The sequence below is a fragment of the Pararhizobium sp. PWRC1-1 genome (genome assembly GCF_049897905.1).
Taxonomy (GTDB): Bacteria; Pseudomonadota; Alphaproteobacteria; order Rhizobiales; family Rhizobiaceae; genus Pararhizobium.
In genome coordinates, this window is the sequence record NZ_JAFCXE010000018.1 from 36,491 (window position 1) to 58,693 (window position 22,203).

Annotated in this window: 26 protein-coding genes and 1 pseudogene; 10 read left to right on the forward strand and 17 right to left on the reverse strand. The window is 57.6% G+C overall.

All coding sequences use genetic code 11. The features are described from left to right. The first annotated feature begins 218 nt into the window (after positions 1 to 218). The 4 genes from ACP7E0_RS24190 to ACP7E0_RS24205 all read left to right on the forward strand — a co-directional run bounded on the left by ACP7E0_RS24190 (position 219) and on the right by ACP7E0_RS24205 (position 3,694). Complete coding sequence (locus tag ACP7E0_RS24190; RefSeq protein ID WP_426128514.1) at positions 219 to 1,010, forward strand: PRC-barrel domain-containing protein; 792 nt, start codon at positions 219 to 221, stop codon at positions 1,008 to 1,010. Continuing rightward, a complete protein-coding gene (locus ACP7E0_RS24195) occupies positions 1,007 to 1,423 on the forward strand; it encodes a response regulator (RefSeq protein WP_426128516.1) in 417 nt (138 codons plus the stop codon). Before ACP7E0_RS24190 ends, ACP7E0_RS24195 begins: the two co-directional genes overlap by 4 nt. A gap of 82 nt (positions 1,424 to 1,505) precedes the next feature. Continuing rightward, the gene (locus tag ACP7E0_RS24200) at positions 1,506 to 2,207 is read left to right on the forward strand and encodes a L,D-transpeptidase (protein ID WP_426128674.1); all 702 of its coding nucleotides are present in this window, start codon (positions 1,506 to 1,508) and stop codon (positions 2,205 to 2,207) included. A 212-nt stretch (positions 2,208 to 2,419) separates the two neighbouring features. After that, entirely contained in the window at positions 2,420 to 3,694 is a 1,275-nt protein-coding gene (locus ACP7E0_RS24205) for a cation:proton antiporter (RefSeq protein WP_426128518.1), read from the forward strand. Between the two features lie 6 nt (positions 3,695 to 3,700). Here ACP7E0_RS24205 and ACP7E0_RS24210 read toward each other — a convergent pair whose 3' ends face one another. The 3 genes from ACP7E0_RS24210 to ACP7E0_RS24220 all read right to left on the reverse strand — a co-directional run bounded on the left by ACP7E0_RS24210 (position 3,701) and on the right by ACP7E0_RS24220 (position 4,679). Next, on the reverse strand, positions 3,701 to 4,081 hold the full coding sequence (locus ACP7E0_RS24210) for a DUF6481 family protein (RefSeq protein WP_426128520.1): 381 nt from the start codon (positions 4,079 to 4,081) through the stop codon (positions 3,701 to 3,703). Between the two features lie 36 nt (positions 4,082 to 4,117). Then, on the reverse strand, positions 4,118 to 4,342 hold the full coding sequence (locus ACP7E0_RS24215; RefSeq protein ID WP_426128676.1) for a hypothetical protein: 225 nt from the start codon (positions 4,340 to 4,342) through the stop codon (positions 4,118 to 4,120). Positions 4,343 to 4,469: 127 nt separating this feature from the next. Further along, complete coding sequence (locus ACP7E0_RS24220; RefSeq protein WP_426124535.1) at positions 4,470 to 4,679, reverse strand: cold-shock protein; 210 nt, start codon at positions 4,677 to 4,679, stop codon at positions 4,470 to 4,472. Positions 4,680 to 5,086: 407 nt separating this feature from the next. Between ACP7E0_RS24220 and ACP7E0_RS24225 the strand changes: the two genes are divergently transcribed. Beyond that, positions 5,087 to 5,458, forward strand: coding sequence for a response regulator (locus ACP7E0_RS24225; RefSeq protein ID WP_426128522.1), 372 nt, complete (start codon positions 5,087 to 5,089; stop codon positions 5,456 to 5,458). Positions 5,459 to 5,539: 81 nt separating this feature from the next. On the opposite strand, the pseudogene ACP7E0_RS24230 reads toward ACP7E0_RS24225, so the two are convergent. The 9 genes and pseudogenes from ACP7E0_RS24230 to ACP7E0_RS24270 all read right to left on the reverse strand — a co-directional run. Beyond that, positions 5,540 to 5,814 (reverse strand): annotated as a pseudogene (locus ACP7E0_RS24230) (TCP-1/cpn60 chaperonin family protein); the annotation flags it as partial. Positions 5,815 to 5,888: 74 nt separating this feature from the next. Then, positions 5,889 to 7,427 carry an amidohydrolase family protein gene (locus ACP7E0_RS24235; protein ID WP_426128524.1) on the reverse strand — a complete coding sequence of 513 codons (1,539 nt, stop codon included), beginning with the start codon at positions 7,425 to 7,427 and terminating at the stop codon, positions 5,889 to 5,891. Positions 7,428 to 7,462: 35 nt separating this feature from the next. Continuing rightward, positions 7,463 to 8,350: an ABC transporter permease gene (locus ACP7E0_RS24240; protein WP_426128526.1), complete on the reverse strand. Its 888-nt coding sequence runs from the start codon at positions 8,348 to 8,350 to the stop codon at positions 7,463 to 7,465. After that, complete coding sequence (locus tag ACP7E0_RS24245) at positions 8,347 to 9,384, reverse strand: ABC transporter permease (protein WP_426128528.1); 1,038 nt, start codon at positions 9,382 to 9,384, stop codon at positions 8,347 to 8,349. The genes ACP7E0_RS24240 and ACP7E0_RS24245 overlap by 4 nt, the downstream gene beginning before the upstream one ends. Then, entirely contained in the window at positions 9,381 to 10,943 is a 1,563-nt protein-coding gene (locus tag ACP7E0_RS24250; protein ID WP_426128530.1) for an ABC transporter ATP-binding protein, read from the reverse strand. Before ACP7E0_RS24250 ends, ACP7E0_RS24245 begins: the two co-directional genes overlap by 4 nt. Before the next feature lie 58 nt (positions 10,944 to 11,001). Continuing rightward, positions 11,002 to 12,057 (reverse strand): BMP family ABC transporter substrate-binding protein, encoded by a 1,056-nt coding sequence (locus ACP7E0_RS24255; protein ID WP_426128532.1) that lies wholly within the window; start codon positions 12,055 to 12,057, stop codon positions 11,002 to 11,004. Between the two features lie 57 nt (positions 12,058 to 12,114). After that, positions 12,115 to 12,435: an NIPSNAP family protein gene (locus tag ACP7E0_RS24260; RefSeq protein ID WP_426128534.1), complete on the reverse strand. Its 321-nt coding sequence runs from the start codon at positions 12,433 to 12,435 to the stop codon at positions 12,115 to 12,117. Positions 12,436 to 12,448: 13 nt separating this feature from the next. After that, positions 12,449 to 14,071 carry a GMC family oxidoreductase gene (locus ACP7E0_RS24265; protein ID WP_426128536.1) on the reverse strand — a complete coding sequence of 541 codons (1,623 nt, stop codon included), beginning with the start codon at positions 14,069 to 14,071 and terminating at the stop codon, positions 12,449 to 12,451. Between the two features lie 2 nt (positions 14,072 to 14,073). Further along, entirely contained in the window at positions 14,074 to 14,925 is an 852-nt protein-coding gene (locus ACP7E0_RS24270; RefSeq protein WP_426128538.1) for a uracil-DNA glycosylase, read from the reverse strand. Positions 14,926 to 15,130: 205 nt separating this feature from the next. Here ACP7E0_RS24270 and ACP7E0_RS24275 point away from each other — a divergent pair, with 205 nt between their 5' ends. Both ACP7E0_RS24275 and ACP7E0_RS24280 read left to right on the forward strand, forming a co-directional pair. Next, positions 15,131 to 15,784 carry a TetR family transcriptional regulator C-terminal domain-containing protein gene (locus ACP7E0_RS24275; protein WP_426128540.1) on the forward strand — a complete coding sequence of 218 codons (654 nt, stop codon included), beginning with the start codon at positions 15,131 to 15,133 and terminating at the stop codon, positions 15,782 to 15,784. Positions 15,785 to 15,801: 17 nt separating this feature from the next. After that, positions 15,802 to 16,326: a hypothetical protein gene (locus ACP7E0_RS24280; RefSeq protein WP_426128542.1), complete on the forward strand. Its 525-nt coding sequence runs from the start codon at positions 15,802 to 15,804 to the stop codon at positions 16,324 to 16,326. A 253-nt stretch (positions 16,327 to 16,579) separates the two neighbouring features. Here ACP7E0_RS24280 and ACP7E0_RS24285 read toward each other — a convergent pair whose 3' ends face one another. The 5 genes from ACP7E0_RS24285 to ACP7E0_RS24305 form a co-directional block, all read right to left on the reverse strand. Continuing rightward, positions 16,580 to 17,023, reverse strand: a complete 444-nt coding sequence (locus tag ACP7E0_RS24285) for a carboxymuconolactone decarboxylase family protein (protein WP_426128543.1) — start codon at positions 17,021 to 17,023, stop codon at positions 16,580 to 16,582. Beyond that, positions 16,959 to 17,387, reverse strand: coding sequence for a MerR family transcriptional regulator (locus ACP7E0_RS24290; RefSeq protein ID WP_426128545.1), 429 nt, complete (start codon positions 17,385 to 17,387; stop codon positions 16,959 to 16,961). Before ACP7E0_RS24290 ends, ACP7E0_RS24285 begins: the two co-directional genes overlap by 65 nt. An 827-nt stretch (positions 17,388 to 18,214) precedes the next feature. Continuing rightward, positions 18,215 to 18,838 carry an ATP-dependent Clp protease proteolytic subunit gene (locus ACP7E0_RS24295; protein ID WP_426128547.1) on the reverse strand — a complete coding sequence of 208 codons (624 nt, stop codon included), beginning with the start codon at positions 18,836 to 18,838 and terminating at the stop codon, positions 18,215 to 18,217. 44 nt (positions 18,839 to 18,882) lie between these two features. Beyond that, on the reverse strand, positions 18,883 to 19,254 hold the full coding sequence (locus tag ACP7E0_RS24300; protein ID WP_426128549.1) for an SRPBCC family protein: 372 nt from the start codon (positions 19,252 to 19,254) through the stop codon (positions 18,883 to 18,885). Continuing rightward, on the reverse strand, positions 19,251 to 19,565 hold the full coding sequence (locus tag ACP7E0_RS24305) for an ArsR/SmtB family transcription factor (protein ID WP_426128551.1): 315 nt from the start codon (positions 19,563 to 19,565) through the stop codon (positions 19,251 to 19,253). Before ACP7E0_RS24305 ends, ACP7E0_RS24300 begins: the two co-directional genes overlap by 4 nt. Positions 19,566 to 19,773: 208 nt before the next feature. Here ACP7E0_RS24305 and ACP7E0_RS24310 point away from each other — a divergent pair, with 208 nt between their 5' ends. The 3 genes from ACP7E0_RS24310 to ACP7E0_RS24320 all read left to right on the forward strand — a co-directional run bounded on the left by ACP7E0_RS24310 (position 19,774) and on the right by ACP7E0_RS24320 (position 22,090). Continuing rightward, positions 19,774 to 20,229, forward strand: a complete 456-nt coding sequence (locus ACP7E0_RS24310; RefSeq protein WP_426128553.1) for a LysE family translocator — start codon at positions 19,774 to 19,776, stop codon at positions 20,227 to 20,229. A 484-nt stretch (positions 20,230 to 20,713) separates the two neighbouring features. After that, a complete protein-coding gene (locus ACP7E0_RS24315) occupies positions 20,714 to 21,166 on the forward strand; it encodes a hypothetical protein (RefSeq protein ID WP_426128555.1) in 453 nt (150 codons plus the stop codon). A gap of 153 nt (positions 21,167 to 21,319) precedes the next feature. After that, on the forward strand, positions 21,320 to 22,090 hold the full coding sequence (locus ACP7E0_RS24320) for an outer membrane protein (RefSeq protein WP_426128557.1): 771 nt from the start codon (positions 21,320 to 21,322) through the stop codon (positions 22,088 to 22,090). The last annotated feature ends 113 nt before the right edge of the window (positions 22,091 to 22,203 follow it).

Below are 22,203 nucleotides of genomic sequence, written 5' to 3' on the forward strand. Positions count from 1 at the left end.
ACTAGACTAGATCTCAGTGAATTTCGCTGAAATGCAATGAATTTTGGCCATGGGCGAACTAATTCTGTTTTTAATTGTCAAATATCCGGAGCACACGGAACAAAACGAGACATGATGCGTTTGTGGGCATGATCGAAGCGTGACGCGGTACGCTCTTTCCGGATTGACGTGCTTCACACCACGACGTCGAAGCATCATCCGCCGATCGGACCCGTTTCATGACTTTTATCAAAACAGCGGCTGTCGCCGCAACCTTCGCGTATGCCCTGTCCAGCGCGCCTGCCTTTTCTGCATGCAACATCTCCGACGCCAGGCTCGAAGAAGCGATAATGCAGAAGCCGGAACTGCGTGATCCCAACAATCGCTACCTCGTCCTCGACCTCCGGAGCTTGCGGGATTCAGCATTTCTTCTCTGGACCTACGGTCTCGAAGACGATTGCGAGCGTCTTCTCGGTAATATCCGCGAGCTTATTGCAGCGCCGTCGCTCGGCGAGCGCGGCACGAGCGACGAGGACGCCGTCGATCAGCAGCAGGCCGCTGGGGAGCCTTTGCAGCAACGACTTGGTAAAATAAAGGGCAGCCGCGGCACTCTCAACGAAGGTCCTCTGGTGCCGATAAGTGCGTTGGATCCCGGTCTGCTTGTCAGCGAAATTGTCGGGGCAGAGGTCCGGACATCGGACGACCGCATCGTCGGAGAAGTCCGCAACGTCGTGATCGGCACGAAAGATCAGAAGGACTATGTGATTGTCGCCTCTGGCGGGTTTTTTGTGCCGGGGAAAGACAGTTTTGTGGTTCCGCTTTTGTCGTTGGTCATCGACCGCGCGAGGACAAGCTTCTTCCTGCCGATTTCCAGCGCGCAGCTGCAATCCGTTCCCCTGATGCCTGACCAGGATTACCTTTGGCTCGACGACAAGGCATGGCGCTCAAAGAATGACGCCATCTTTCAGAACCTGATGTTAAAAACCGCGCGTCTTGAACAAGATGACATACCGAAGGCTGACAAGAAGTGAGTGCGCCGATCCAAATAGCGCTGGTGGTCGAGGACGAACCTTTGATCGCCATGCTCGCTTGCGATTTGCTCCAGGAATTGGGGTATATCGTTTTTGAAGCGCGGACCTGCAGGGAGGCGATGGCGCTTCTGGCAACCGTTGAAGGAATTTCACTCGTCTTCACCGATGTCGATCTTGCCGACGGCTCTTCCGGCGCAGAGTTGGCGGTCGTGGTAAAACACGCGTTTCCATCTGTCCATATCGTGGTTACGTCTGGGCGCGCCAAGCCGCCAACCTTGCTCGATAGTATTCCGTTCATACCAAAGCCCTACACCCGGGCATGTCTTTCCAGAGCGCTGGATGTCCAGATTGCTCTGTCAATTTTTGGCATCATGAACAACGAACCATACCAGCGACATCTAGAAGCCATCTAAAAATTGTCCTTAGCTCTCGGAATTGCGCGCTGTTCCCCCTGTCCCAGCGCTCCCTTCATCGGCTCACATCAGGTTTATCGTCATCTCACAATCATCATCACTGTTGCCACGTCGCCGCTTTTTGCTCTGTGTAGGCTTGGCATCCCTGTCTGCGCTGCAAAGCTGCAGTACACCTGATATCGGCTCTCTCATGCCGGAATTTCTGAAACCCGACGCTCGGCTAACGAGTCAGCCCGACCCCGCCCTAATATATGCGGCAACCACCGACGAAGGCTTCAACCTGCCGGCCATTCCGTATCGTCAAATCGAAAGGCGCTTTTACCGACAGCGCATCGTCGACCCGACAGGCGAACGGCCTGGCACTGTGGTCGTCGACACCAAACGCCGGTTTTTATACTTGGTCGAGCAGGGTGGCACCGCAATGCGCTATGGCGTCAGTATTGGCAAAGACGGCTTTGGGTGGCAGGGGGAGGGCGTCATTCAGTGGCGGAAAAAATGGCCGCGCTGGAATCCCCCCGACGAAATGGTGGCACGGCAACCAAAGCTGACCCGATACTCGATTGGAAATGGCGGCATGGCGCCCGGTGTTGACAACCCGCTTGGTGCCCGTGCCCTCTATATCTTCCAAAATGGGGAAGACACACTTTACCGCCTGCATGGAAATTCCGACTGGCGATCGATCGGGAAGGCACAATCGTCGGGTTGCGTTCGACTGATAAACCAGGATGTCATTGACCTCTACAATCGCGTTCCTGAAGGTGCTCGAATTGTCGTCAAGCAGTGACATCATGCGAATAGCAGAAATCGGGGGAAATGCTTTTTCATCGGCGAAATCTGTCTTAACACCCGTTGCGCACTTGCGCTTTCGGCCCTATCGGCAGTGGATCGGTGTTCGCTGGTTCTGTTGAATAAGCAAAACGTGCATTGGCCAGGTGTGTTGCAGCACCGCTGACGCGTAAGCGTATCGGCAACCCGGTTCTATTCAACGGAGCGGTCATGGATCCTTACATCGTAACGCTGACCATCCTGGGGATCGTCATCCTGTTGACAGCATGGCTGCCGATGGTGTTGCGGCGCATGCCCTTATCGTTACCGATCTTGTGCATCGGCATGGGCATGCTTCTGGCCTGGTCTCCGTATCCGCTGTTGCCGCCGTTCAACCCACTGGAAAACAGGGAGTTCACGGAGCGGATGACGGAAATCGTCGTCATCGTTGCGCTGATGGGTGCCGGTCTTAAAATTGACCGCCCGATTGGATGGCGACGGTGGATGACGACCTGGCGCCTCTTGGGCATCGCGATGCCGCTCACGATCGCCGCAATCGCCTGTCTCGGGTACTCGATACTTGGCCTTGGGCTCGCCTCTGCCTTGTTGCTGGGCGCGGCGCTGGCGCCAACGGATCCGGTTCTTGCCAGTGATATTCAGGTTGGACCACCCCGGAGCGGGATTGAAGATGAAGTCCGGTTTGCGCTGACATCCGAGGCCGGCCTTAATGACGGATTGAGCTTTCCATTCGTCCATCTCGCCATCGCTATTGCGCTGGCCGCCAAGGACGGCTCGGCGGTTTTCCAGCACTGGGCTGCCGTCGATATCCTTTGGCGGCTTGGGGTTGGGGTGGCATTGGGATGGGGGGCGGGAAAACTGTTCGGTTGGCTGGCGTTTAGGATTAGCGTGAGAAGTTTGTCCCGGACCAAGGACGGTTTTGTCGCGCTTGGGATGACATTTACGGCCTATGGGGTCACGCAGCTCCTGGGCGGCTACGGGTTCCTTGCCGTCTTTCTGGCCGCAGTGGCTTTCCGTCAAGCCGAAAGAGAACACGACTTCCATGAGCAGCTCCACGACTTTGCAGAGCAGGTTGAGCGATTATTGATGATGGTTCTTCTCGTCTGTCTCGGAGCCATTGCAGCCAGCGGACCATTGTTCGCAAACATTGACTGGAAAATCGTGACGTTAGCCGTCCTTACGCTCGTGATCGTCCGTCCTGTCCTCGGGTGGCTCAGCCTGATAGGCACGGGTCATACGCTCGGCGAGAGCGTTATCATTGCGATATTCGGGATCAGAGGCTTGGGATCGATCTATTACCTCGCCTATGCGACCGGGCAGGCCAACTTCGACAAGGTTGAGATTGTTTGGGCCACTGTCCTCTTAATTATTCTCGCTTCCATCGTGGCTCACGGTGTGGCGGTCACACCGACCATGCGATGGATAGATCGAAAAATGGCGCACGCCCGCCGAAGCAATACGTCGCCAGCAGGCCCTCGGAGCGAGTGAGAGAACTCAGGCTTTGCGGGCCTTCCGGTTTGCATACCGGCGATCGCGTTCAGCTTTGCGGGCTGCATCATCTTCAAGGACACGCGCAATGCGATTTTTATCAGCCAGCTCGCGCGCATCGCTTTCGGCTCTAGCGGATGCTGCAAGGGCGGCATCACGTTCCGCTGTTTCAGCGGCGATGCGGGTCTGTGCGTCGAGTTTTATCTGCTCGCGCCCAGTGCGGCGGGTTTCACGAGCTTCGGCGACCGCAGCGCGTTCTGCCTGTTTTGCCTCGCGGCTCGGCTCGGCCGCTTCTTTCGCAGCGCGGTAGGCCTGAAGGAGAGCGGCCCTTGCATCGTCTGAAGAACTGCGACGGTCGGAAAATTCATTATTTCTAATGTTTCTCAAATCTCTGATCCCGTTTGAATGCTTTAACCCGATGGCTCAGGCTTTTTTAATCCGTCGCGAAGCGGACTTTTTGGCCGGCACCAGAGAGTCCTGCAATTCCTTCGCAAGACGTGCTTCGCGCAGGCGCATGGTTTTGTCCTCGCGGGCCTCGACGATCGAATTCATTTCTTCAACCGCGTGTCCCTTCGCGAAAAATTGCGATTGCGTTGCGCCGAAGGCGATTTCGGCCTGTTGGCGCGATTTGCTGTGTGTCTCTGTCATGGGAATTCCATTCGAGCTTGGCCGGAGACCGGCATTAAAAAAGGCCAGGCAATGTGCCTGACCTTGGTTGGTGATTTGCTTTCGACAGTGCCAGTACATCCGTGGTCAAGGGAAAGCAGATACCGATTTAAGCAGCCTGAAGATTGCAGGCCGACATCTTGCCCGACTTGCTGTCGCGCTCCATATCGTAGCCGATCTTCTGGCCTTCGACGATTTCGCGCATTCCGGCGCGCTCGACGGCAGAGATGTGAACGAAGGCGTCAGCGCCGCCGTTGTCAGGCTGAATGAATCCGAAGCCTTTGGTGGAATTGAACCATTTAACTGTGCCAGTGGTCATGATGAACCCTTTCATAGCAATATAGACGACCGCGACGCGAAAGCGTTGCGGATGATGATAGCGATTGTTTTAAAGGGAGGGTTCGTTCAGGGCGCGGTGCTAATCGCGCAATAACCAAAGCTCAGCAAGAAAATATCGACACAGGTATGACTAGGAGCTTTATCGTCTTCTGTCAACTTTTAGTTTTGTCACATCGGCGATCTACTAATGGATGTGCCCGCATAAACTACACTCTCCCTAACACTTCGGCTTCGTGACGAGATGGCCGCGTCCAGCTGGGTTCCAGCGCGGAATGATATGACAATATGGCTTTTCCTGTGGATCATTTCCTCGCTTCGGGCGTTACCGGGGTTCGTCCTATATATTAAAAAAAGACATACCAACGGCACAAAGGGGCAGGGTGAGGGATGGCGCATAATGGGATCACGGTGCTCGTCGTCGAAGACGAAATCGTCATCCGCATGGATATAACGACTTTCCTGGAGGATGAGGGGTTTACAGTTCACGAGGCAGCTAACGCCGACGAAGCGATCGCCTTGCTCAATGAATACCCTGCCATCAAGGTGATGTTCACCGACATCGACATGCCAGGCACCATGGATGGGCTGAAGCTTGCAGCGGCGGTTCGAGACCGATGGCCACCGGTACAGATCATCGTGACCTCTGGCCATCGGCAGCTGAGTGACGAGTTGCTCCCCGTCCAAGGTCGGTTCTTCAGCAAACCCTACGACCATTCCCGCGTCATCAGCGCCATCCGGGAGATGGTTGCCGCCGGCTAAATACGCCAAAACAAAAGTGGCCCGCCCTGCCGGACGAGCCTCCCTCAATTCACACTCGATCTGGTAGAAATCCATGCCAGCTCAGGCCGGGAGCGCAGCTGATGCTTCCTTCTTCGGCTTTTCGGCAATCATCGCCTCCGTGGTGATCAAGAGGCCGGCCACAGATGCGGCATCCTGAAGTGCGGTCCTGACAACCTTTGCCGGATCGATGACGCCCATGGCAAAGAGATCGCTAAATTCGCCGGTCTGGGCATTCCAGCCGAACTGCAGATCCGGCGTTTCACGCAGCTTACCCACCACGATCGATCCTTTCGGCGCCGGCATTTTTCGGCGATCTGGCGAACCGGCGCTTTCACCGTGTCATCGGCCCTGAAACTGCAACAACAGGGGTCAGCGGTACGATTTCGTTCAACGCGTAGCATTTTTGACTTTAGATCTTTGTTGTAATCCGCTCCTCGCCATTGCGCCCATATTCCCCGATATAGCGGCTGAAGCCAATGTCTGCGGACGTCGCGCGGCGGTGAATTTCAGCCATCGTTTGCTCAAATATCGCGTTAGCGCGCTCCAGCTTCGCATGCGTAGCCTGGTAGGCCGGCATTCTCTCACGAATTTCGGCAAGAATTGCCACCTCGTCTATTGTCGTCATCCGATCGTTCTCGACGACGATTTGTCCATCGACCATGACCAGTTCGATGGAGCGGCCGTTCTCGCTATAGACCAGATGCCTGCCGATATCGTTCGGCGGCGTGAAACCGACACCATTGAGATCGAGCATCAGAAGGTCGGCCGCCTTACCGACTTCGAGCGAACCTGTAACCTCGTCTAGCATTGCCGTTCGTGCGCCGCCGATCGTTGCCATGTTGAGGACTTCGTCGGCTTTAAGCCAACGCTCATAATCAGGCCCCGATGCACTCTGCACCAGCGCGGCAACGCGCATCACGTCGAGAATTCGGGCGGTATCGTTAGAGGAAAGACCATCGGTGCCGAGGCCCACGTGTACGCCGGAATCAAGCAGGCGACGGATAGGCGCAACACCTGCACCGAGCTTGAGGTTTGAAATCGCATTGTGCGCGACGGAGCATCCCGCTTCGCCCATCAAGTCCACGTCCGCATCACTGACCCAGACGGAATGGGCGATCGTCGTGTTCGGCCCAAGGACACCGAGATCGTGAAGGTGGGCGATCAGGCTTTTCCCGTAGAGTTCCGGGCCGGTCACCGCCTGGGTCTTTGTCTCCAGCACATGCGTGTGCATGGGAACGCCGTGACGAAGGGCAAGCGTATAGCAGGCCTGCAGCATCTCCGCAGTGCAGCGTTGCGGCGCGGAGGGCGCCACCATGAAACGAAGCCGGCCATTGGCCCGCCTGTGCAGGGTGGAAAGCACCGTGTCGCAATAATCCATATAGGCGGCGGCCGTCATCGGTGGTCCGAACTCAAGCTTCGCCTTTAGCTCCTCCGGCATGATTTCACGCGCATAGGGCAGGGCGTCCAGCGTATGAATGTTCATCACGGCACTGGAGACATTGGCGCGAATGCCCACATCCTCATAGGCAGAAAAGGCGCAGGCGAGTCGTTCGATATCGTGGCCGGGCGGGTCGAAGAAATCGTCGCAGAGTGTGGTAACACCGCTTTTCAGTGATTCCATGGCCAGCAGCGCGCTCCGTAGATACACGAGCCGCTTCTCCACCTGCGGACCCATCAGGAGCGGATAAGCATAAAGCAGCCATATTTCCAGCGGCATCCCTTCATAACGGCCGCGCAAGAACGTTTCGCTGGAATGCGTATGCGCGTTGACAAGGCCGGGCATCAGCAGTTTGTCGGTCGCATCGATTATCCGCGCGCCATCGGCCGCGAGGTTCGGGCCGATGGCCTCTATGCGGCCGTACGAAACCAGGAGATCTCCGCCAAAGGCCAAACTTCCATGTGTCTTGTCCATCGCCAGTATGGTTGCGTTGCGAAACAGCGTTTTCATGGACGTTCTCCGCTAAGATTTTGGGACTCACCCGTTCAGTTGTCCCGTAACTCGGTGATGCCGCCAGTTGTACCACCTCTAAGGCGGCTGCTGAGCCAGAGGCCGAAGACCGTCGCGAGATAGGGGAGCGCCTGAATGAGATCATGCGGCACGCTATCGCCGAACACGAGTTGCGCGCGGATGCCGATGGCGCTCAGCACGGAAAAGAACATCGCCGATAGTGTGGCGCCGATGGGATGCGCAGCCCCGAAGATGACCGCGGCAAACGCCATGAAGCCACGCCCCGCCGTCATGTTCTGCCCGAAAAATTGCAGGCTGCCCGCTGCCAGCTCTGCGCCGCCCAATGCTGCCAGAACACCGCCGATCGAAAGTGCGGTCAGGCGCATGATGGATGGGTTGACACCGACACTGCGGGCCGCGAACGGATGTTCGCCACAGGCCGATAGTTGCAGGCCGAAGCGTGTGCGGCACAGAAGAAACCACAAAGCCAACACCACCACGGGCATTAGCACCACGAGGATCGAGAGAACACCGTAAGCGCCGAAGGCAGGCCCGAGGCGAGGGAGGCCAAAAGGCGCGTTGACCGCGGACTGGCTGCCGAAGAAGGATTGGATGGCAAGCGCCGTGCCGCCAAGCCCCAGGCCCGTCAACCCAAGTCCGGCGATGATCGGATTGGCTTTGAGCTTCTCGACCACGAACCAGAGGAGAATTGAAGCCAGAACCGCAAAGAGCATGGCGATCAGCAGTGCAAGAGCGACCGAACCGGTGACGACGATGCCGAGGATCGTAGCGCAGGCGCCAATGATCATCAGCCCCTCAAGGCCGAGGTTCCAAATGCCCGCCCGCTGGGCGATGACACCTGCAAGAGTGACGTAAACGAGCGGCGTACCGGAGCGCAAGATGGCGATGATGATATCATTCATGATGAACGTCCCCCGATGCGCAGGATCTTGTCGAGCAGTTTCGACCGAGCTGTGATGAAGAGCGCGATAGCAGCGTTGATAACGTCGATCGCAGCCGACGGCAGGCCCGCCATGACCGGCAGGTAGAGCGCCGCTGAGGCGAGCCCGCCGAAGAACAGCGCAGTTATCGCCGTTCCCGCCACGGAGAAGTTGGCAACAAGAGCAATCAGGATGGCAGTGAACCCATGTGCTGGCAGGAAGCCGCCGGCGATGCGCCCGTTCGGTCCCATGAGCTCGATCGTTCCGGCAAGGCCCGCCAAAGCACCGCTCAACAGAAAGCTGGTGATGCCAAGCTTCCAGAGACGCGCACCCTGCCAGCGCACCATGACCGGGTTACGCCCTGCTAGGCTTGCCAGCATTCCGAAGGTCGTGCGGTTGACCAGCAGCCACATGCCAATCCCGACGGCTACAGCAATGGCGATGATGGTGACTGAGAGGCCCGACGACGTCGAGATGCGATAGGCTGCCTCAAGCGGCCGACTGGAGGCCTGTTGCCCGGAGCCCGACGGGTCCTTGAGCGGCCCGGAAGTGACATAGACCAGCAGCAGGCCTGCCATGAAATTTCCCATCAGCGTGGTGATAACCTCGTCGGTCCCAGAGCGGATGCGAAGGTAGCCGGGCCAGAAAGCCCAGAATGCACCGCCAGCCATTCCGGCGAGCATGCAGGCAGGAATGACGATGTACGCCGGGGCCTCGGAAAACCATTCCGCGACAAAGGCCGCGCAAATGGAGCCGACATAGAACTGTCCCTGCGCGCCGATGTTGAAGAACCCGGCACGGAATGAAATCCCAACCCCAACGGCGGTAATGAAGAGCGGCAACGCCCATCGGAGGCTCTGCTCCAGAGCGCCGGGCCGCAGGAATGCTCCATCTGCCACATTGGTCAGCACCATGGCCGCAGAATACCCAGCAATCTGAAAGACGATGGAACACAGGACCAATGCGAAGATGACAAAGATCAAGCTGCGAAGAATATAGGAAACGCGCGCCATCATCGGGAAACCCCAGTCATTGCGGCTCCGACCGCACCAATGTTGTAAGGAGCCGTGAACGTCCCGACGACCCGGCCCGTTAGCATCACGACGACGCGGTCGCTGATATCGAACAGTTCATCCAGATCGGACGAAATCAGAATGATGCCGCAGCCACGATCGCGCGCTTTGCGCAGTGCGTCCCAGACAAAGGCGGTGGCGCCGATATCGAGGCCGCGTGTCGGCTGTGCCGCGATGATCAGCTTCGCATCCGGGTCGATTTCGCGTGACAGGATGACCTTTTGCGCGTTGCCGCCAGAAAGCGCTCCCGCCTTCTGGGCGACATTGTCATAACGGACGCCCCATACTTTCAAAGCGGCGTCGCATTCGCTGCGCAACCGCGCCGGATTGACCAGGCGCAGAAGCGGCTTTTCAAGAAGCGCGCGGGCAGTCCAGTTTTCCCACAGGCTGGAGGTGAGGCTAAGCCCTTCCGTGTTGCGCTCGAAGGGAATGATGCGCAACCCCTTGATGCGGCGCTGAGCGAGGGACTGGGTGGTAATATCGTGCCCTGCAAGATGGACTTCGCCGCGGCTCGCCTTGGCAAAATCCGCGACGAGGCGGACGAGAGTCCGCTGGCCGTTGCCCTCGACGCCAGCGATACCGACGATCTCGCCGGGGCGAACGTGAAAGTCCACATCCTGTAACGCCGGGCCTTCGTGATCGACAAACGTGGTGATGTTTGAAAGCTTGAGAACCGGCGCCGCCGTTGCCACCTCTGCGACAGTCGAAGTGTGTTCCACCGTGCCAGCACCGGTTAGCGCCTGCGCGTCGGCGGCTGCGAGCCCGCGGTTTGCCTCCCCGATGATGAGCCTGGATAGCCGCGCGCCATCCACATCTGTCGTCATCAGCGGACCATCGACAAGCCGCCCGGCGCGCAGCACAGTTACCGTGTCGGCGACGGCGAGAACCTCGCGAATTTTATGAAGAATGAGAAGAACGGTAACGCCTTGCGCTTTCAGCCGGCGCACGCGCTCGAACAGTTTCTCGATGCCGGACGGTGACAATACTGCAGTCGGCTCGTCGAGGATGAGAACCTTGGCTTGCGTGACCAGCGCCCGGGCGATTTCGATCCCCTGCTGGCTTTCCACCGGCAGGTCGCGAATGCGAGCGCCGAGATCGACCGATAAGTCGAGACTTTCGAGGTGCGGGCGCCAACGCGCAAACAGGCTCCTGCGGGTGAACAACCGCCCGGTTCCCGTTGCACCGAACTCCATGGCCTCTGCCACGGTGAACGATGGCGGCAGCGCGAAGCTCTGGTGAACCAGTTCGACGCCGGAAGCGCGTGCCTCACCGACATTGCCACCGCGCATGACCCGGCCACCGATCGCCACATGGCCGGCGGCCGGCGGCACGAGACCGGATGCGACACGGGCGAAGGTGGTTTTTCCAGCACCATTCTGTCCGACCACGGCATGAATAAGGCCGGCACCGAAAGCGGTGGATACTGAATCGAGAGCGGTGACCGGCCCATAGGTCACCGAGACGTTCTGGCACAAAAGCGCCGGGGCATGAGGATCGGTCATGGGAGGCCCATTCACGTGGCTGATACGGCGGACGGCGTGAACGCCACCCGCCTGCTCATCAGATGGTCGTATTGAAGGGAACAGTAATCGAGCCGTCGAGAATGCCCTTTTTGGCAGCTTCGATTTCCGGCATGATTTCCTTGATCCTGGCGACGGCGTCCCGCGGACCCTGCTCCAGAAAGAGCGGCGATACAATGAAGTCGATAACGCCGGTATCCAGTCCGGTCTTCTCATGCGTTCCGCCTTTCCAGTCCGGGCCGAGCGCCTTGGTCACTTCGTTGTAGAGAGAGATGCCGAAGTCAAGCTGAACGATGCTGCTGATCGATTTCGGCCCTTGCGGGAACTGCGCCTTGTCGAGAACGCTGACCAGGCGGCCTTCCTTCTCGTTTGCCGCAGCGATGATGCCGGCGTCGGTCGCAGCTGAATCGGTCTGAATGAAGTCGATACCGTCATTGAACATCTGCGCGGCGATTTCCTGGCCCTTCGCCGGGTCCTGGAACGAGCCCGCAAAAGCCACGGTCACCGTTGCCTGCGGGTTGACGGAGAGAGCGCCCGCCTTGACGGCGTTGAAATCCGCGTTGATTGGCGGGATGGAAATGCCGCCAATGAAGCCGACCTTGCCGGACTTGCTCATCCGCCCGGCGAAAATGCCCGAGAGGTAGCAACCGAGATAATAGTCGTAAGATACGGTGACGACGTTGGGGATCGCGGGCTGCATCGGATCACCGAAAAGCTGGATCCATTTGACCTCGGGGTAGGATGGTGCCAGGGCCTTGAATGGCTCAGCCACCTCATTGAAGGTCGAGACGATGACGGTCGCACCGGCATCGCAAAGCGTGCGGAAGATCGTCTCGTAGGTGGCTGGATCCTGCGCATAGACGGCACGATACTCGAAGCCCTTCTCTTCCGAGAGTTTCTTCAGATTGGCGATCATCGTATCGACGGGGCCGCTATCGCCTGCCGATTGCGTATGGACGAGAGCGACAAGTCCGCCTTCGGCATGGGCGACCGCAGGTAGCAATCCACCCGCCAATGCCAGCACTGCTGTGCCGGCTGTGATTTTCAGGAAGTCGCGTCGATCGAACGAGGTCTGGTTCAAAATACTGTCTTTCATCTTGCTGTTCCCTTTTTTATGGTTGATTGGGCGGGCAGTATCGCTGCCCGGTTTTCGTCAGACTTGCGGAGAGTAGGAAGCCGGGTTCATGATCATGACATCCTGGCGCTCGATGGCGTTCAGCGCCCAGATTTCGCCGATGAATTTCTGCCAGTCGGGGTCGGCGTACATCGCCGTCCGGCGGGCTTCGCGGTCCGCAAGGCTTTCATAGGCCCACATCAGCACAGTCGTGTGCAGGGTACCGATCTCCGACACATAGAGGCCGACGAACCGGTTGAGATGCCGCTTCTGCACCGGCAGTCCTTCTGCCTCGTATTTCTTCATCCAGCCATCGACCGTGCCGGGGCGAAAAGTATAGGTGCGGTGTTCCAGGATCATTGCCGGTCTCGCTTCAGTTGTTGAGAATGAAATCTGCGCAACGCTCGCCGATCATGATCGCGGGTGCGTTGGTGTTGCCGCTGGAGATGATTGGCATGATGGAGGCGTCGGCGACCCGCAGTCCTTCGACGCCGCGCACCTTCAAGCGCGCATCCACCACGGCCATCGGATCGTTGCCCATTTTGCAGGTTCCAACGGGATGGAACGTCGTCATCGCGGTTGCCCGCAGCCATTTCGACAGATCGGCATCGTTGAGCGCTGCCGGTCCCGGCGCAAGTTCCTTGCCGCGATAACCGTCGAAAGCCGGTTGGCTGATAATGTCGCGGGTCAGCCTGATGCCGCCGATCATGGTGCGCATGTCGAAATCAGTTTGCAAATAATTGGCAAGAATCTTCGGAGCGGCCATCGGATCGGAGGAGCGCAGAGTGATTTCGCCACGGCTTTCCGGATTGACCGGACCGACACGCAGGGTGAAGCCGTGGTTGGCCTCGACCGTCTCGCGCTTGAAGGGATTCGGAAAGTGCAGGTTGGCGGTCTTCTCCAGAGCTGGCATGAAATGAAGCTGGATATCCGGTGCGACAAGGTCGGGCCGCGAGCGAACGAAGGCGCCAGCCTCATAGGGAAAGGTCGTGGTGATGCCTTCGCCGAACAGCATACCCTGGATGACGGACAGCGTTAGTTTGTCGGCACGCAGATCCGAATAGAGCGTCACCGGCTTGCGGCACTCCCACGACATCACGCAGTCGACGTGGTCCTGAAGGTTCTTGCCCACGCCGGGGAGGTCCTGCACAGTATCGATGCCATGCGCGCGCAGTTCGTCGGCCGGGCCGATGCCTGACAGCAGCAAGGTCTGCGCCGAATTGACGGTTCCGGCGGAGAGCACCACCTCGCGCCCGGCATAGGCCTTCTGCATCGTGCCGCGATGAAGATATTCCACGCCGACGGCGCGGCCCTGCTCGACAATGACGCGGTGGGTGTGCGCCTGCGTCATCACTGTCAGGTTGGGACGCGACAGGGCAGGGCGCAGAAATGCAAAGGATGTCGACCAGCGCTTGCCCTTACGGATCGTAAAGTCGTAACGCCCAAAACCCTCCTGTTCGATGCCGTTGAAATCATCGTTGAGCGGATAGCCGGCCTCGCGGCCAGCCTCGTTGAAAACATCCAGCAGGCTGTTCCAGCCGCGGGCGCGGCAGACGGTCAGCTCACCATTCTTCTCGTGGAAGGCGTCGTCGCGCTCGATGTGCCCTTCGGAGCGGCGGAAGGCGGGCAGTACCTCATCATAAGACCAACCTGGAAGACCCATCTGCGACCAGCGATCATAATCGTGGCGGTTGCCGCGCACGTAGATCATGCCGTTGATGGTTGACGTTCCACCCAACACCTTGCCCCGGGGCCAATAGAGAGAGCGGCCGTTGAGATAGGGCTCGGGTTCCGTATGGTAGTGCCAGTTGTAAATACCGGAGTGAAAAAGCTTGCCCATGAGCATTGGCAGACGGAACAGCGGATTGCGGTCTTTGCCACCCGCTTCCAACAGCAGCACTCGGTTGGCCGGGTCTGCCGAAAGCCGGTTCGCCAGTACGCAACCCGCTGAGCCCGCACCGATAATGATGAAATCGAAATGGTCGCTTCGCGCCATGGTCACCACGCAATGGGATTGGATCCCATTTCCTCTAGAAAGTCATTGCAGAGAATGAAGGGGTTGGGGCGTTCGAGCACCGCATCGGCGCGCGCTGGATGATCCCGCAGGATGGCGGTGATGTTACCGTTGCGCCCCTCGCGAATACCGGCTTCAGTGAATGCCTCGGCGGCCACATCACCAAAGGCGATGAAAACCATTGGTCTACTGCTGCCCGCCAGCATCGCAAGTGTCTTTTGAATAATGGGTCGCCAGAGGGGAATGTGTGCTCGGGATTGATGTGGGTCGATGCCCACCTGAAAGCGTGTCAGCGTCAAGGAGGCATTCAACAAAAGCACACCCTGGCGGACCCAACGATCTGCGACCGCTGACGGTGCTTCCATTTCGACCGAGCCCTGTTCGATATCCTGAAGTGTTCTTGGCCATTCGGAAAAGCCGCAGGTGTAGGAGGTGTCGCCGGTGCGTGCCGCGACGATCAGTTGCGTGAAGGCGCGGATGCTAAGCGAAAACATCTTGTCGAGTTCACGCCATTCGGCAACGTTGCCGGCCTCGAAGGCCCGGCCGGTGGCAAAGCCCGGCTCGGGGTAAGGGTCCTGGCCGAGAATGACGCAAGAGACCTGTTCTGGTGCAATGTCGTCATAGGCGCGAAACAGATGCGCACCCTTGGGCATGCCAGGAAAATGGCGATTGCGGCGAACAGGAAAGATCGGCTCCCAGATCTCAAGCTCGAGATCGCCGCCGATCGCTTCAAAGTCGGGCGCTGCACTTGCGCAAAGATCCCGCCAGGCTTGCGGCATATCTGCCTGCCACCCATCCAGAAACTCCCGCATCGCATCTCTCAGTGACGAAGACATTTCGACACCCCTCCTTTGTCATCGACTGTGATGCTAGTCAAAAGCTGACCAAAGTGTCAACTTATTAAACGAGAAAACCTGACAGAATCGTCAGATTATATCGACGTGTGCGATGAAGTGTGACAGGTTATGGTTGCGGGTCGGCAATCACTGTCTGTGTTCACCGCAATAATCTGGAATAAATGAGCGACGTAAGATGCCAAAGATGCCCGCGACCAAAGCCCGGAAAAATGGGGGCGACACCGATGAAAAGATCCGTGCCCGCAACATCCGCGAGATCCTGAAGGCCGCAACGGAAATCTTTTCAAGAAAGGGCTTCGACGGCGCGCGCATCGCCGAGATTGCCGAGGCGTCCGGCCTTCCAAAGGCCAATGTCTACTACTACTTCTCCTCGAAGGAGGAGATCTACCGTGCCGTCATCGAACACCTGATCGAAGGCTGGGACGACGCGTTCGCCCATATCTCGGTAGATCGTGAACCGCAGGATGCGATCCGGTCATATGTCGCGGCCAAGCTCTCCTACACCCGTCGTAATGTCATCGAATCGCGCCTGTTTGCCAACGAGATCATTCGCGGCGCGCAATTCCTGTCGCGCAAGGATCGCCAGCATATGCGCACCATCACCGATGAAAAAGTGAAGGTCATCGAGGATTGGATCGCTGCCGGAAAACTTCGGCCCGTAGATCCAAGGCACCTGTTCATCATGCTGTGGTCGGCAACTCAGTTTTACGCGGATTTCGAGCCGCTAGCCTGCGACGCTCTGCACACGACTAAACTTAAGGGCGTGGATTATGCGCATGCCGCCGAAACGATCAGCGAAACTGTATTGCGGGGTCTTCTTCCCGCGGGGCAGATCTGACGTTTAGTTTTCATTTGATGGTCGATATCGATTTGTCACACGGTAATATGAGAGAACCATTGATGCGTGATTGTTTTGAGCAAGGGCTGCGATGGCGGCAAAAAATCTTTGCCTTCTGGACGATTGACATGACCATAGGACGGTCATCGGTGATTGCCTTAGTCGCGGCTGTCGGCTGGTCGGGGTTTGGTAGTCAGGCATTTTCTCAAGAGACGCTTTATGACGGGCGGCCGGGGCTCGCTGGGCCGGAAGGTACGCCGCCTGAAATTGCGACCTGCGATACTATCAAACAGACACTGGATGGCTTCCAGCCAGAGCGGGATCGGGTTGACCTTTGGATTTCCGGGCCGCTTACTCTGGTGCATACCGACAAGGTCCTCTGGTATCTCGCAGTCTGTCCCGACACCGGAATTCGCGTGATGTGCGTCACCTATTCGAACAATGGTATGAAGACTGGCGATCACGTCGTTCTGGCGGGAGCGTTGGAAATTCAAGATCGTAAGCATGCGGTCCTCGACCCCTGCCTTGCCTCACGCGATTAGGTGGTCCCGGCCGCAAGCCGGCGCTTCTCTAATCGGCGGGGTGAGGTCAAGCTCTTTTCGGCTTTTCCTGGGCGGGACGAGGCAAGATCATCGTCCGCAGTTGGCCCGAAGCGGTCATTCAACCGCCGCAAAGGTTGGCCACTCGGGCGGACCTTTGCGAGCGGGTTTGGTGAAGATATTTCCCTTATAGCAAAGGGTGATTCTTATCAGAAATCCTAGGATTTGCGCGGCATGTGGTGCCCGATACTAACGTTTACCTTGGAAGCGGGTGTTCGATAGATTGCTCCTGCTCACTGAGTGTGGGGGACCGGGCAGCGAAGACTTCCTTGGCTGCGAACAGGCCATTAAGCGCCGCAGGAAAACCAGCGTAAACGGCCATTTGCATTATGGTCTCAGTAATTTCCTCCTTGGTTAGACCGACATTCAGGCCGGCTTCTATATGAACCTTCAGTTGCGGAGTAGCGGTTCCCATCGCAGTCAGCGCCGCGATAGTGGCGATCTCGCGGGCGCGCAGATCGAGGCCAGGGCGGCTGTAGATGTCGCCAAATGGAAACTCGAACACGTAGTTTGCGAAATCGGGGGCGATGTCCGCCAGAGCGGCGATGACATTGTGGCCGGCCGCGCCGTCAATTTCAGCGAGCGCCCGCTTGCCGCGTTCCAGCCGGCTTTCGCCGGCGTTGGGCGATTGGTGCGTCATGGTCATTGTTCCTCTGCTCCTTGCCGGCATATCCGGCAATCTTGGTGTCGAGGACGAGAAGGCAGGCTTGCAGTTCTGCCACATGGGCACGGACACGCTCACGGTGCTGTTCAAGCAACGCGCTGCGCTCGGATTCCGTGCCGACGCCACGCTCCCGTAGGGCTGCGTAGTGCAGCATTTCCCGAATAGGCATCCCGGTCGTTTTGAGACGGTCGAGAAACTCTATCCAGATCAGGATTGACGCGTCGTAATCACGTTGGCCCGATTGGTCTCTGTCGGCATAGGGAAGCAACCCGATCCGCTCATAATAACGAATGGTGTAGGCTGACAGTCCTGAACGCTTTGCCAGTTTGCCGATCTTCATAAACGCCCTTCTTTCGTCACGACGCATGGGAAGCTACCGGTTAGAGCGCACTCCAAGTCAACCCACTAAATACGGATTCACAAAAATTTGCGAAACCGGCACTTGTTTCCCGACTTTTGCGACGGTCGCAAAGGCCGCTTCTGGCGCTTTCCCGCCCAAATCCCTGCTCTACAGAAGCAGGCGTTCACTGTCTGCGTCCGCGTTTAACATCGTTTCGCGGCCCGCGCTTCTGTGGTCCAATCTATGCTGCATCCAACCGATTTATCGCCGGTATAAACGCCGCCACGAACTTACATCAACATCGTCCGCGAAGGACGTCTTCCGCCGCTACGCGGAACCTTGAATTCGCTCTCTCAATTGCCTCTATGGCTGAAGGTTATGCCGACGTGGTCGAGATTTCTCCTCCTTCGTCCATCGAAACTCTGAGCACATGCGATGCATGACCACCGCGAGCCGGCGCGCCAAAGCAACTTTGGCCTTCTTACTACCATGGCCAGCCTCAATGCCCACCCCGTCCAAGCTGAACAAGGGATCGCACAAGATGGCAACGAGGTCATCCGGGTGGGAGACGACCTTGCGTTCCCGGCATAGCTTTCATCGACGATACAGACGTTCGTTTCTGACCGAGACATCGAGGCCGCATAGTGTTTCATGGCTGCGCTCCTCTGCATGATGGTTGTGCCTGGTTCCGACAGACTACGTTTTATCATCTGCGGTGGTGCAGCACCTTCGTTCCGGTCGGAAGAGACGGGGCACGAAGCCGATTAGCCCATCTATGCTGATTTCTGCGATGCTCTTCATTGTTTCCGGATTGCGCCGGGCTCGTTTCACGTCGCGCCGGCGTGGTCGCTGACATCTTCCCGAACCTGCAGAATGCGGTCGATAAGGCCCCATTCCAATGCCTCTTCCGCCGTCATGAAGCGGTCGCGATCCATCGCTTGCTCGAATTCTTCATAGGTGCGGCCGCAATGCTCGGCGTAGAGCCGTGTCATACGATGCTTGGTCTTCTGCATTTCCTCGGCATGGATCAGCATGTCCGATGCCTGCCCCTGGAATCCGCCCAGCGGCTGGTGAATATGGATGCTGGCATTGGGAAGCGCAGTGCGCTCGCCCGACTGGCCGGACATCAACAGGAACGAGCCCATCGAGCGGGCGGTTCCCATGCACAGCGTATGCACCGGGGCGTGAATGTAACGCATCGTATCGTACATCGCGAGGCCGCTGGTTATGACGCCACCTGGCGAATTGATGTAGAGATGGATCGGCCTTTTGGGGTTTTCGGCTTCGAGAAACAGCAATTGTGCGCAGACAAGCGCCGAGATCGTGTCGTTTACCTCCCCGTTGAGGAAGATGATCCTCTCACGAAGCAGGCGGGAATAGATGTCAAAAGACCGCTCTCCCCTGCTGGATTGTTCGACAACCATAGGGACGAGTTGCATTGCTTCGCGCATCGGCGAACTCCAATCATTCGCTATTTTCGGGAAAGCTTGCCGCGTCAGGCGGCGAGCAAGAGGGTCGGGCCGTTGCCGTTGGCGACCGTTTTCGTTAGCCGCTCGAAGGTCGCGTCGGTCAACTCGTGGACGATCCGCAGGCTGGTTCCGCCCGATCCATTCGGGGTGATCGTGAAGGTAACGGTGCTCTCGAGATGGGGCGGGGTATCGTCGCGCAATATGTAGCGGACTTCCTTGCCCGACGTTTCGGAGAGCGACTGTGGATCGGCGAGTGCCTCCCTCGGCAGCCACTTTTCCCGGAATTCCGCGATGCTGATCGCCCGCCAGACCTTCTCCGGCGATGCGTCCAGTTCGTATCTCTGCTCAAAACCGCTTTCCTGCACTTTCGTCTGCACCGCGGCTTTCACGTCGTTCATTGATCCATATCCTTTAGCAAGAGCTTGAGAGCGTCGATGCGAGCCGGCCAGTAGGCGCGGTATTTCGCCAGCCATTGCGCGATAAGGGCCAGCCCGTCCGGATCGACTTCATAGTTCACGAAGCGGCCCTCCTTTTGTTCACGCACCAGCCTTGCCGCTCGCAATACGGCGAGATGCTGGGACATCGCCGGCTGGCTGATATCCATGCCCTGGCGCAGCGTGCTGGCATTCATGCTGCCGTTCGCCAGCTTTTCGAAAATCGTGCGGCGGGTCGAATCCGCCAGAGCGCGAAAAATATCATGTTCGATCATGATGACACATAAGCACAGACTTATGTGATTCGCAAGTCTGCTTGGACCGGACCGGAATTTTGTGATGGCCGGATTGCGATACTGCAGTTGTGGAGCGCGACGCACAGCTTATCACCGAGCGCTTCCTAGAGTTTACGAACGAGACGTATGAGAACGACGCTGGGTCTGCAGGCAAATTTAGCCTGACGCGGAATTGCTGGAGACCATAATGTCCGTAACACTGCTTCTCGCCTATGTTGGGACGGCGTTGTTTCTGCCACTTATGCCGGGACCAGGCCTTCTCTACATCGCAGGACGTACCCTTGCTGCCGGACCAAGTGATGGTGTGGCGTCCTGTATTGGAACGGCAGTGGGTGGGTTCCTACACGTTGTTGCAGGCGCCATTGGTGTTTCCGCCTTGCTGACGACAAGTGCGGAAGCTTTTCTCCTCTTGAAATTCTTGGGAGGAGCGTACCTCATTTTCCTCGGCACGCAGGCATGGCGTTCTGCAGGTCCACCCGCGGCTCCCAAGTTTTCGCCAGACCGCAGGACATTGTCAAAAGCTTTCAGGCAGGGCGTCTTTGTTGAGGCCACGAATCCTAAAACCGCAGCCTTTTTCCTCGCCCTAATTCCCCAGTTTCTGGACCCGTCTAAGCCGACACGGCCAGCAGTCTTGAGGAAATGATCAACGATACATTGCCGGTGCTCCCTGAGCCAATTCACGACTGAACGAGCGACAACTGGTTGGCCATGCGATTTGCATTGCCAACCAGTCTCAAAATAGCGCGCCTTGCTTCAAGCCCAATCGCCTTACGTCTAAGTCACGATTTTTTTGATTTTTAAAGCCAAGAAAGGACGCAGGACCGTATCTCATCAAGGAGACGGAAATACACAGCGTTGAGGTTAAGTTTTCGCTGAACGTGGTCGACGCTGTTAATTCCGCCGGGCGCGGATAGGATGACGTTTCCGCACATTCGTCCAATTTCACGGTGAGTCTTTCATGTGAGGGATTTCGCGCAGATCAGTCGCCTAAAACTTGGCAGACGTCAAATCCTCCCTACGATCAGGCGTTCTTACCGCTCCGGGCGAGGTGAGATCCTTCACGAGTTCAGCGAGCTTCCGATCCGGAAACGCTTCGTCATGACACACATGCCGTCTTCGATGGTCCCATGGTCAACGCCCTGACTTGCCGCCTATCCGGTGATGAAAATGACGGGAAGCCCCGGACGTATTTCCCGGACCGCATCGGCCAGCTAGCGCCCATTCATGCCACCGGGCAGACCGACATCGATCAGCAAGAGATCGATAGGCTGGTCACGAGTGACAAGCTTCAGGGCGCTGGCGGCATCTCCAGCTTCGATGACGATGTAACCGAGATCTCCAATTGTTCGCAGACCAACCTGATCAGGACCTCATCGTCCACCAGAAGGATCGTCAAACTGCGCTCTGGCCTCACGGACCAAGGCCGTCTCAGTAGCTTCGGGCTTTACCAAGAGAACGCATCGCATAACCTTGCTGTCAACGCACGCGGTGCCATGCCCGACGGCTGCAACTTGAAGTTCAAAACCGCCAACGAATGTTTAGATCAAAGCCAGGCCGAGAGCCATCTGGCCGCTGACTAACGGAATTGGTGAGGCTTGCTACAACACAAGGACGAGAAGTGGCGATCCTTCGGAACATTCACCCGCGAGGAAGGTTAGCTGTTCAACGGCCTCGACGGGAAGCATCGTGGCGTTTTCAAAGTCATCCGTTCAAAGCTTCTCCAGGACTCACACATGACCCTCATTCAACGCCTACTTCTCGCCTCCGTATCCTCAATCGCAATGGCAGAGGCTGCCGGTGCCGCAGATCTTGCAACACAGGATCTGACTGCTCCCGTCAACCCGATCGTGGTCGACACAAATGGAGGTTTTTACCTTGGTTCCCTGAACAGTTTGACGTTCCTCGATAATACCCATTTTGCAACCGCCGGCGCACGTGTCAGTACGGACTATGATGTCGGTTACTACAGCGCTTTGCGCGCCGGCTACAGCTTCGGCGAAATGGGCTACGTGTCACCCCGTGTCGAACTTGAGGTGGGCTATGGCAACTCATCGGTCGATTATCATCGCGTCGGCGGTGTCAATATCGGCTCAACGGATTCGTTCGGCGACGCGACGACGATACAGGGATATGTGAACGGTTACCTTGATATCCCCTTAGGCACGTCAGATCAGGGCGGGTTATTTGGCGCGGTGACACCTTATATCGGCGGCGGCGTCGGGTTCATGAACCTTGAACTCAGCCGCCAGGGCGTCTCGGCGACCGGCGTGGTTATCGATGACGACGACACGAAGTTCGCCTACCATCTCGACGCGGGTGTCGGCATTAACCTGCAGGAACTGGGTCTCTTTTCTAATGTCGCACTATTTGACAACACTACGCTCGACATCGCGTACCGTTATACCGCTGCCAACGACTTCAGTCTGCAGGCCCGGGACGGAACCAGCCGAAATACGGACTTCAGCAGCCACGCCGTCCTGTTCGGTTTCCGCAAACAGTTCTGACGAACGTCAAACACAAATCACCCAAGGCAGTGGGCAACGGGGCGATCGCCATTCCCGTCGGCAACAACTCTCACTGACCCCCAGCGACCCATGGGCCGATGACGTTTGGTTGG

What these genes read in the sequence shown, in the direction of transcription:
- ACP7E0_RS24190 (WP_426128514.1), top strand. Translation starts at nt 219, where the DNA reads ATGACTTTTATCAAAACAGCGGCTGTCGCCGCAACCTTCGCGTATGCC.
- ACP7E0_RS24205 (WP_426128518.1), top strand. Translation starts at nt 2,420, where the DNA reads ATGGATCCTTACATCGTAACGCTGACCATCCTGGGGATCGTCATCCTG.
- ACP7E0_RS24215 (WP_426128676.1), bottom strand. Translation starts at nt 4,342, where the DNA reads ATGACAGAGACACACAGCAAATCGCGCCAACAGGCCGAAATCGCCTTC.
- ACP7E0_RS24220 (WP_426124535.1), bottom strand. Translation starts at nt 4,679, where the DNA reads ATGACCACTGGCACAGTTAAATGGTTCAATTCCACCAAAGGCTTCGGA.
- ACP7E0_RS24225 (WP_426128522.1), top strand. Translation starts at nt 5,087, where the DNA reads ATGGCGCATAATGGGATCACGGTGCTCGTCGTCGAAGACGAAATCGTC.
- ACP7E0_RS24235 (WP_426128524.1), bottom strand. Translation starts at nt 7,427, where the DNA reads ATGAAAACGCTGTTTCGCAACGCAACCATACTGGCGATGGACAAGACA.
- ACP7E0_RS24240 (WP_426128526.1), bottom strand. Translation starts at nt 8,350, where the DNA reads ATGAATGATATCATCATCGCCATCTTGCGCTCCGGTACGCCGCTCGTT.
- ACP7E0_RS24245 (WP_426128528.1), bottom strand. Translation starts at nt 9,384, where the DNA reads ATGATGGCGCGCGTTTCCTATATTCTTCGCAGCTTGATCTTTGTCATC.
- ACP7E0_RS24250 (WP_426128530.1), bottom strand. Translation starts at nt 10,943, where the DNA reads ATGACCGATCCTCATGCCCCGGCGCTTTTGTGCCAGAACGTCTCGGTG.
- ACP7E0_RS24255 (WP_426128532.1), bottom strand. Translation starts at nt 12,057, where the DNA reads ATGAAAGACAGTATTTTGAACCAGACCTCGTTCGATCGACGCGACTTC.
- ACP7E0_RS24260 (WP_426128534.1), bottom strand. Translation starts at nt 12,435, where the DNA reads ATGATCCTGGAACACCGCACCTATACTTTTCGCCCCGGCACGGTCGAT.
- ACP7E0_RS24265 (WP_426128536.1), bottom strand. Translation starts at nt 14,071, where the DNA reads ATGGCGCGAAGCGACCATTTCGATTTCATCATTATCGGTGCGGGCTCA.
- ACP7E0_RS24270 (WP_426128538.1), bottom strand. Translation starts at nt 14,925, where the DNA reads ATGTCTTCGTCACTGAGAGATGCGATGCGGGAGTTTCTGGATGGGTGG.
- ACP7E0_RS24275 (WP_426128540.1), top strand. Translation starts at nt 15,131, where the DNA reads ATGCCCGCGACCAAAGCCCGGAAAAATGGGGGCGACACCGATGAAAAG.
- ACP7E0_RS24280 (WP_426128542.1), top strand. Translation starts at nt 15,802, where the DNA reads ATGGTCGATATCGATTTGTCACACGGTAATATGAGAGAACCATTGATG.
- ACP7E0_RS24285 (WP_426128543.1), bottom strand. Translation starts at nt 17,023, where the DNA reads ATGACGCACCAATCGCCCAACGCCGGCGAAAGCCGGCTGGAACGCGGC.
- ACP7E0_RS24290 (WP_426128545.1), bottom strand. Translation starts at nt 17,387, where the DNA reads ATGAAGATCGGCAAACTGGCAAAGCGTTCAGGACTGTCAGCCTACACC.
- ACP7E0_RS24295 (WP_426128547.1), bottom strand. Translation starts at nt 18,838, where the DNA reads ATGCGCGAAGCAATGCAACTCGTCCCTATGGTTGTCGAACAATCCAGC.
- ACP7E0_RS24300 (WP_426128549.1), bottom strand. Translation starts at nt 19,254, where the DNA reads ATGAACGACGTGAAAGCCGCGGTGCAGACGAAAGTGCAGGAAAGCGGT.
- ACP7E0_RS24305 (WP_426128551.1), bottom strand. Translation starts at nt 19,565, where the DNA reads ATGATCGAACATGATATTTTTCGCGCTCTGGCGGATTCGACCCGCCGC.
- ACP7E0_RS24310 (WP_426128553.1), top strand. Translation starts at nt 19,774, where the DNA reads ATGTCCGTAACACTGCTTCTCGCCTATGTTGGGACGGCGTTGTTTCTG.
- ACP7E0_RS24315 (WP_426128555.1), top strand. Translation starts at nt 20,714, where the DNA reads ATGGTCAACGCCCTGACTTGCCGCCTATCCGGTGATGAAAATGACGGG.
- ACP7E0_RS24320 (WP_426128557.1), top strand. Translation starts at nt 21,320, where the DNA reads ATGACCCTCATTCAACGCCTACTTCTCGCCTCCGTATCCTCAATCGCA.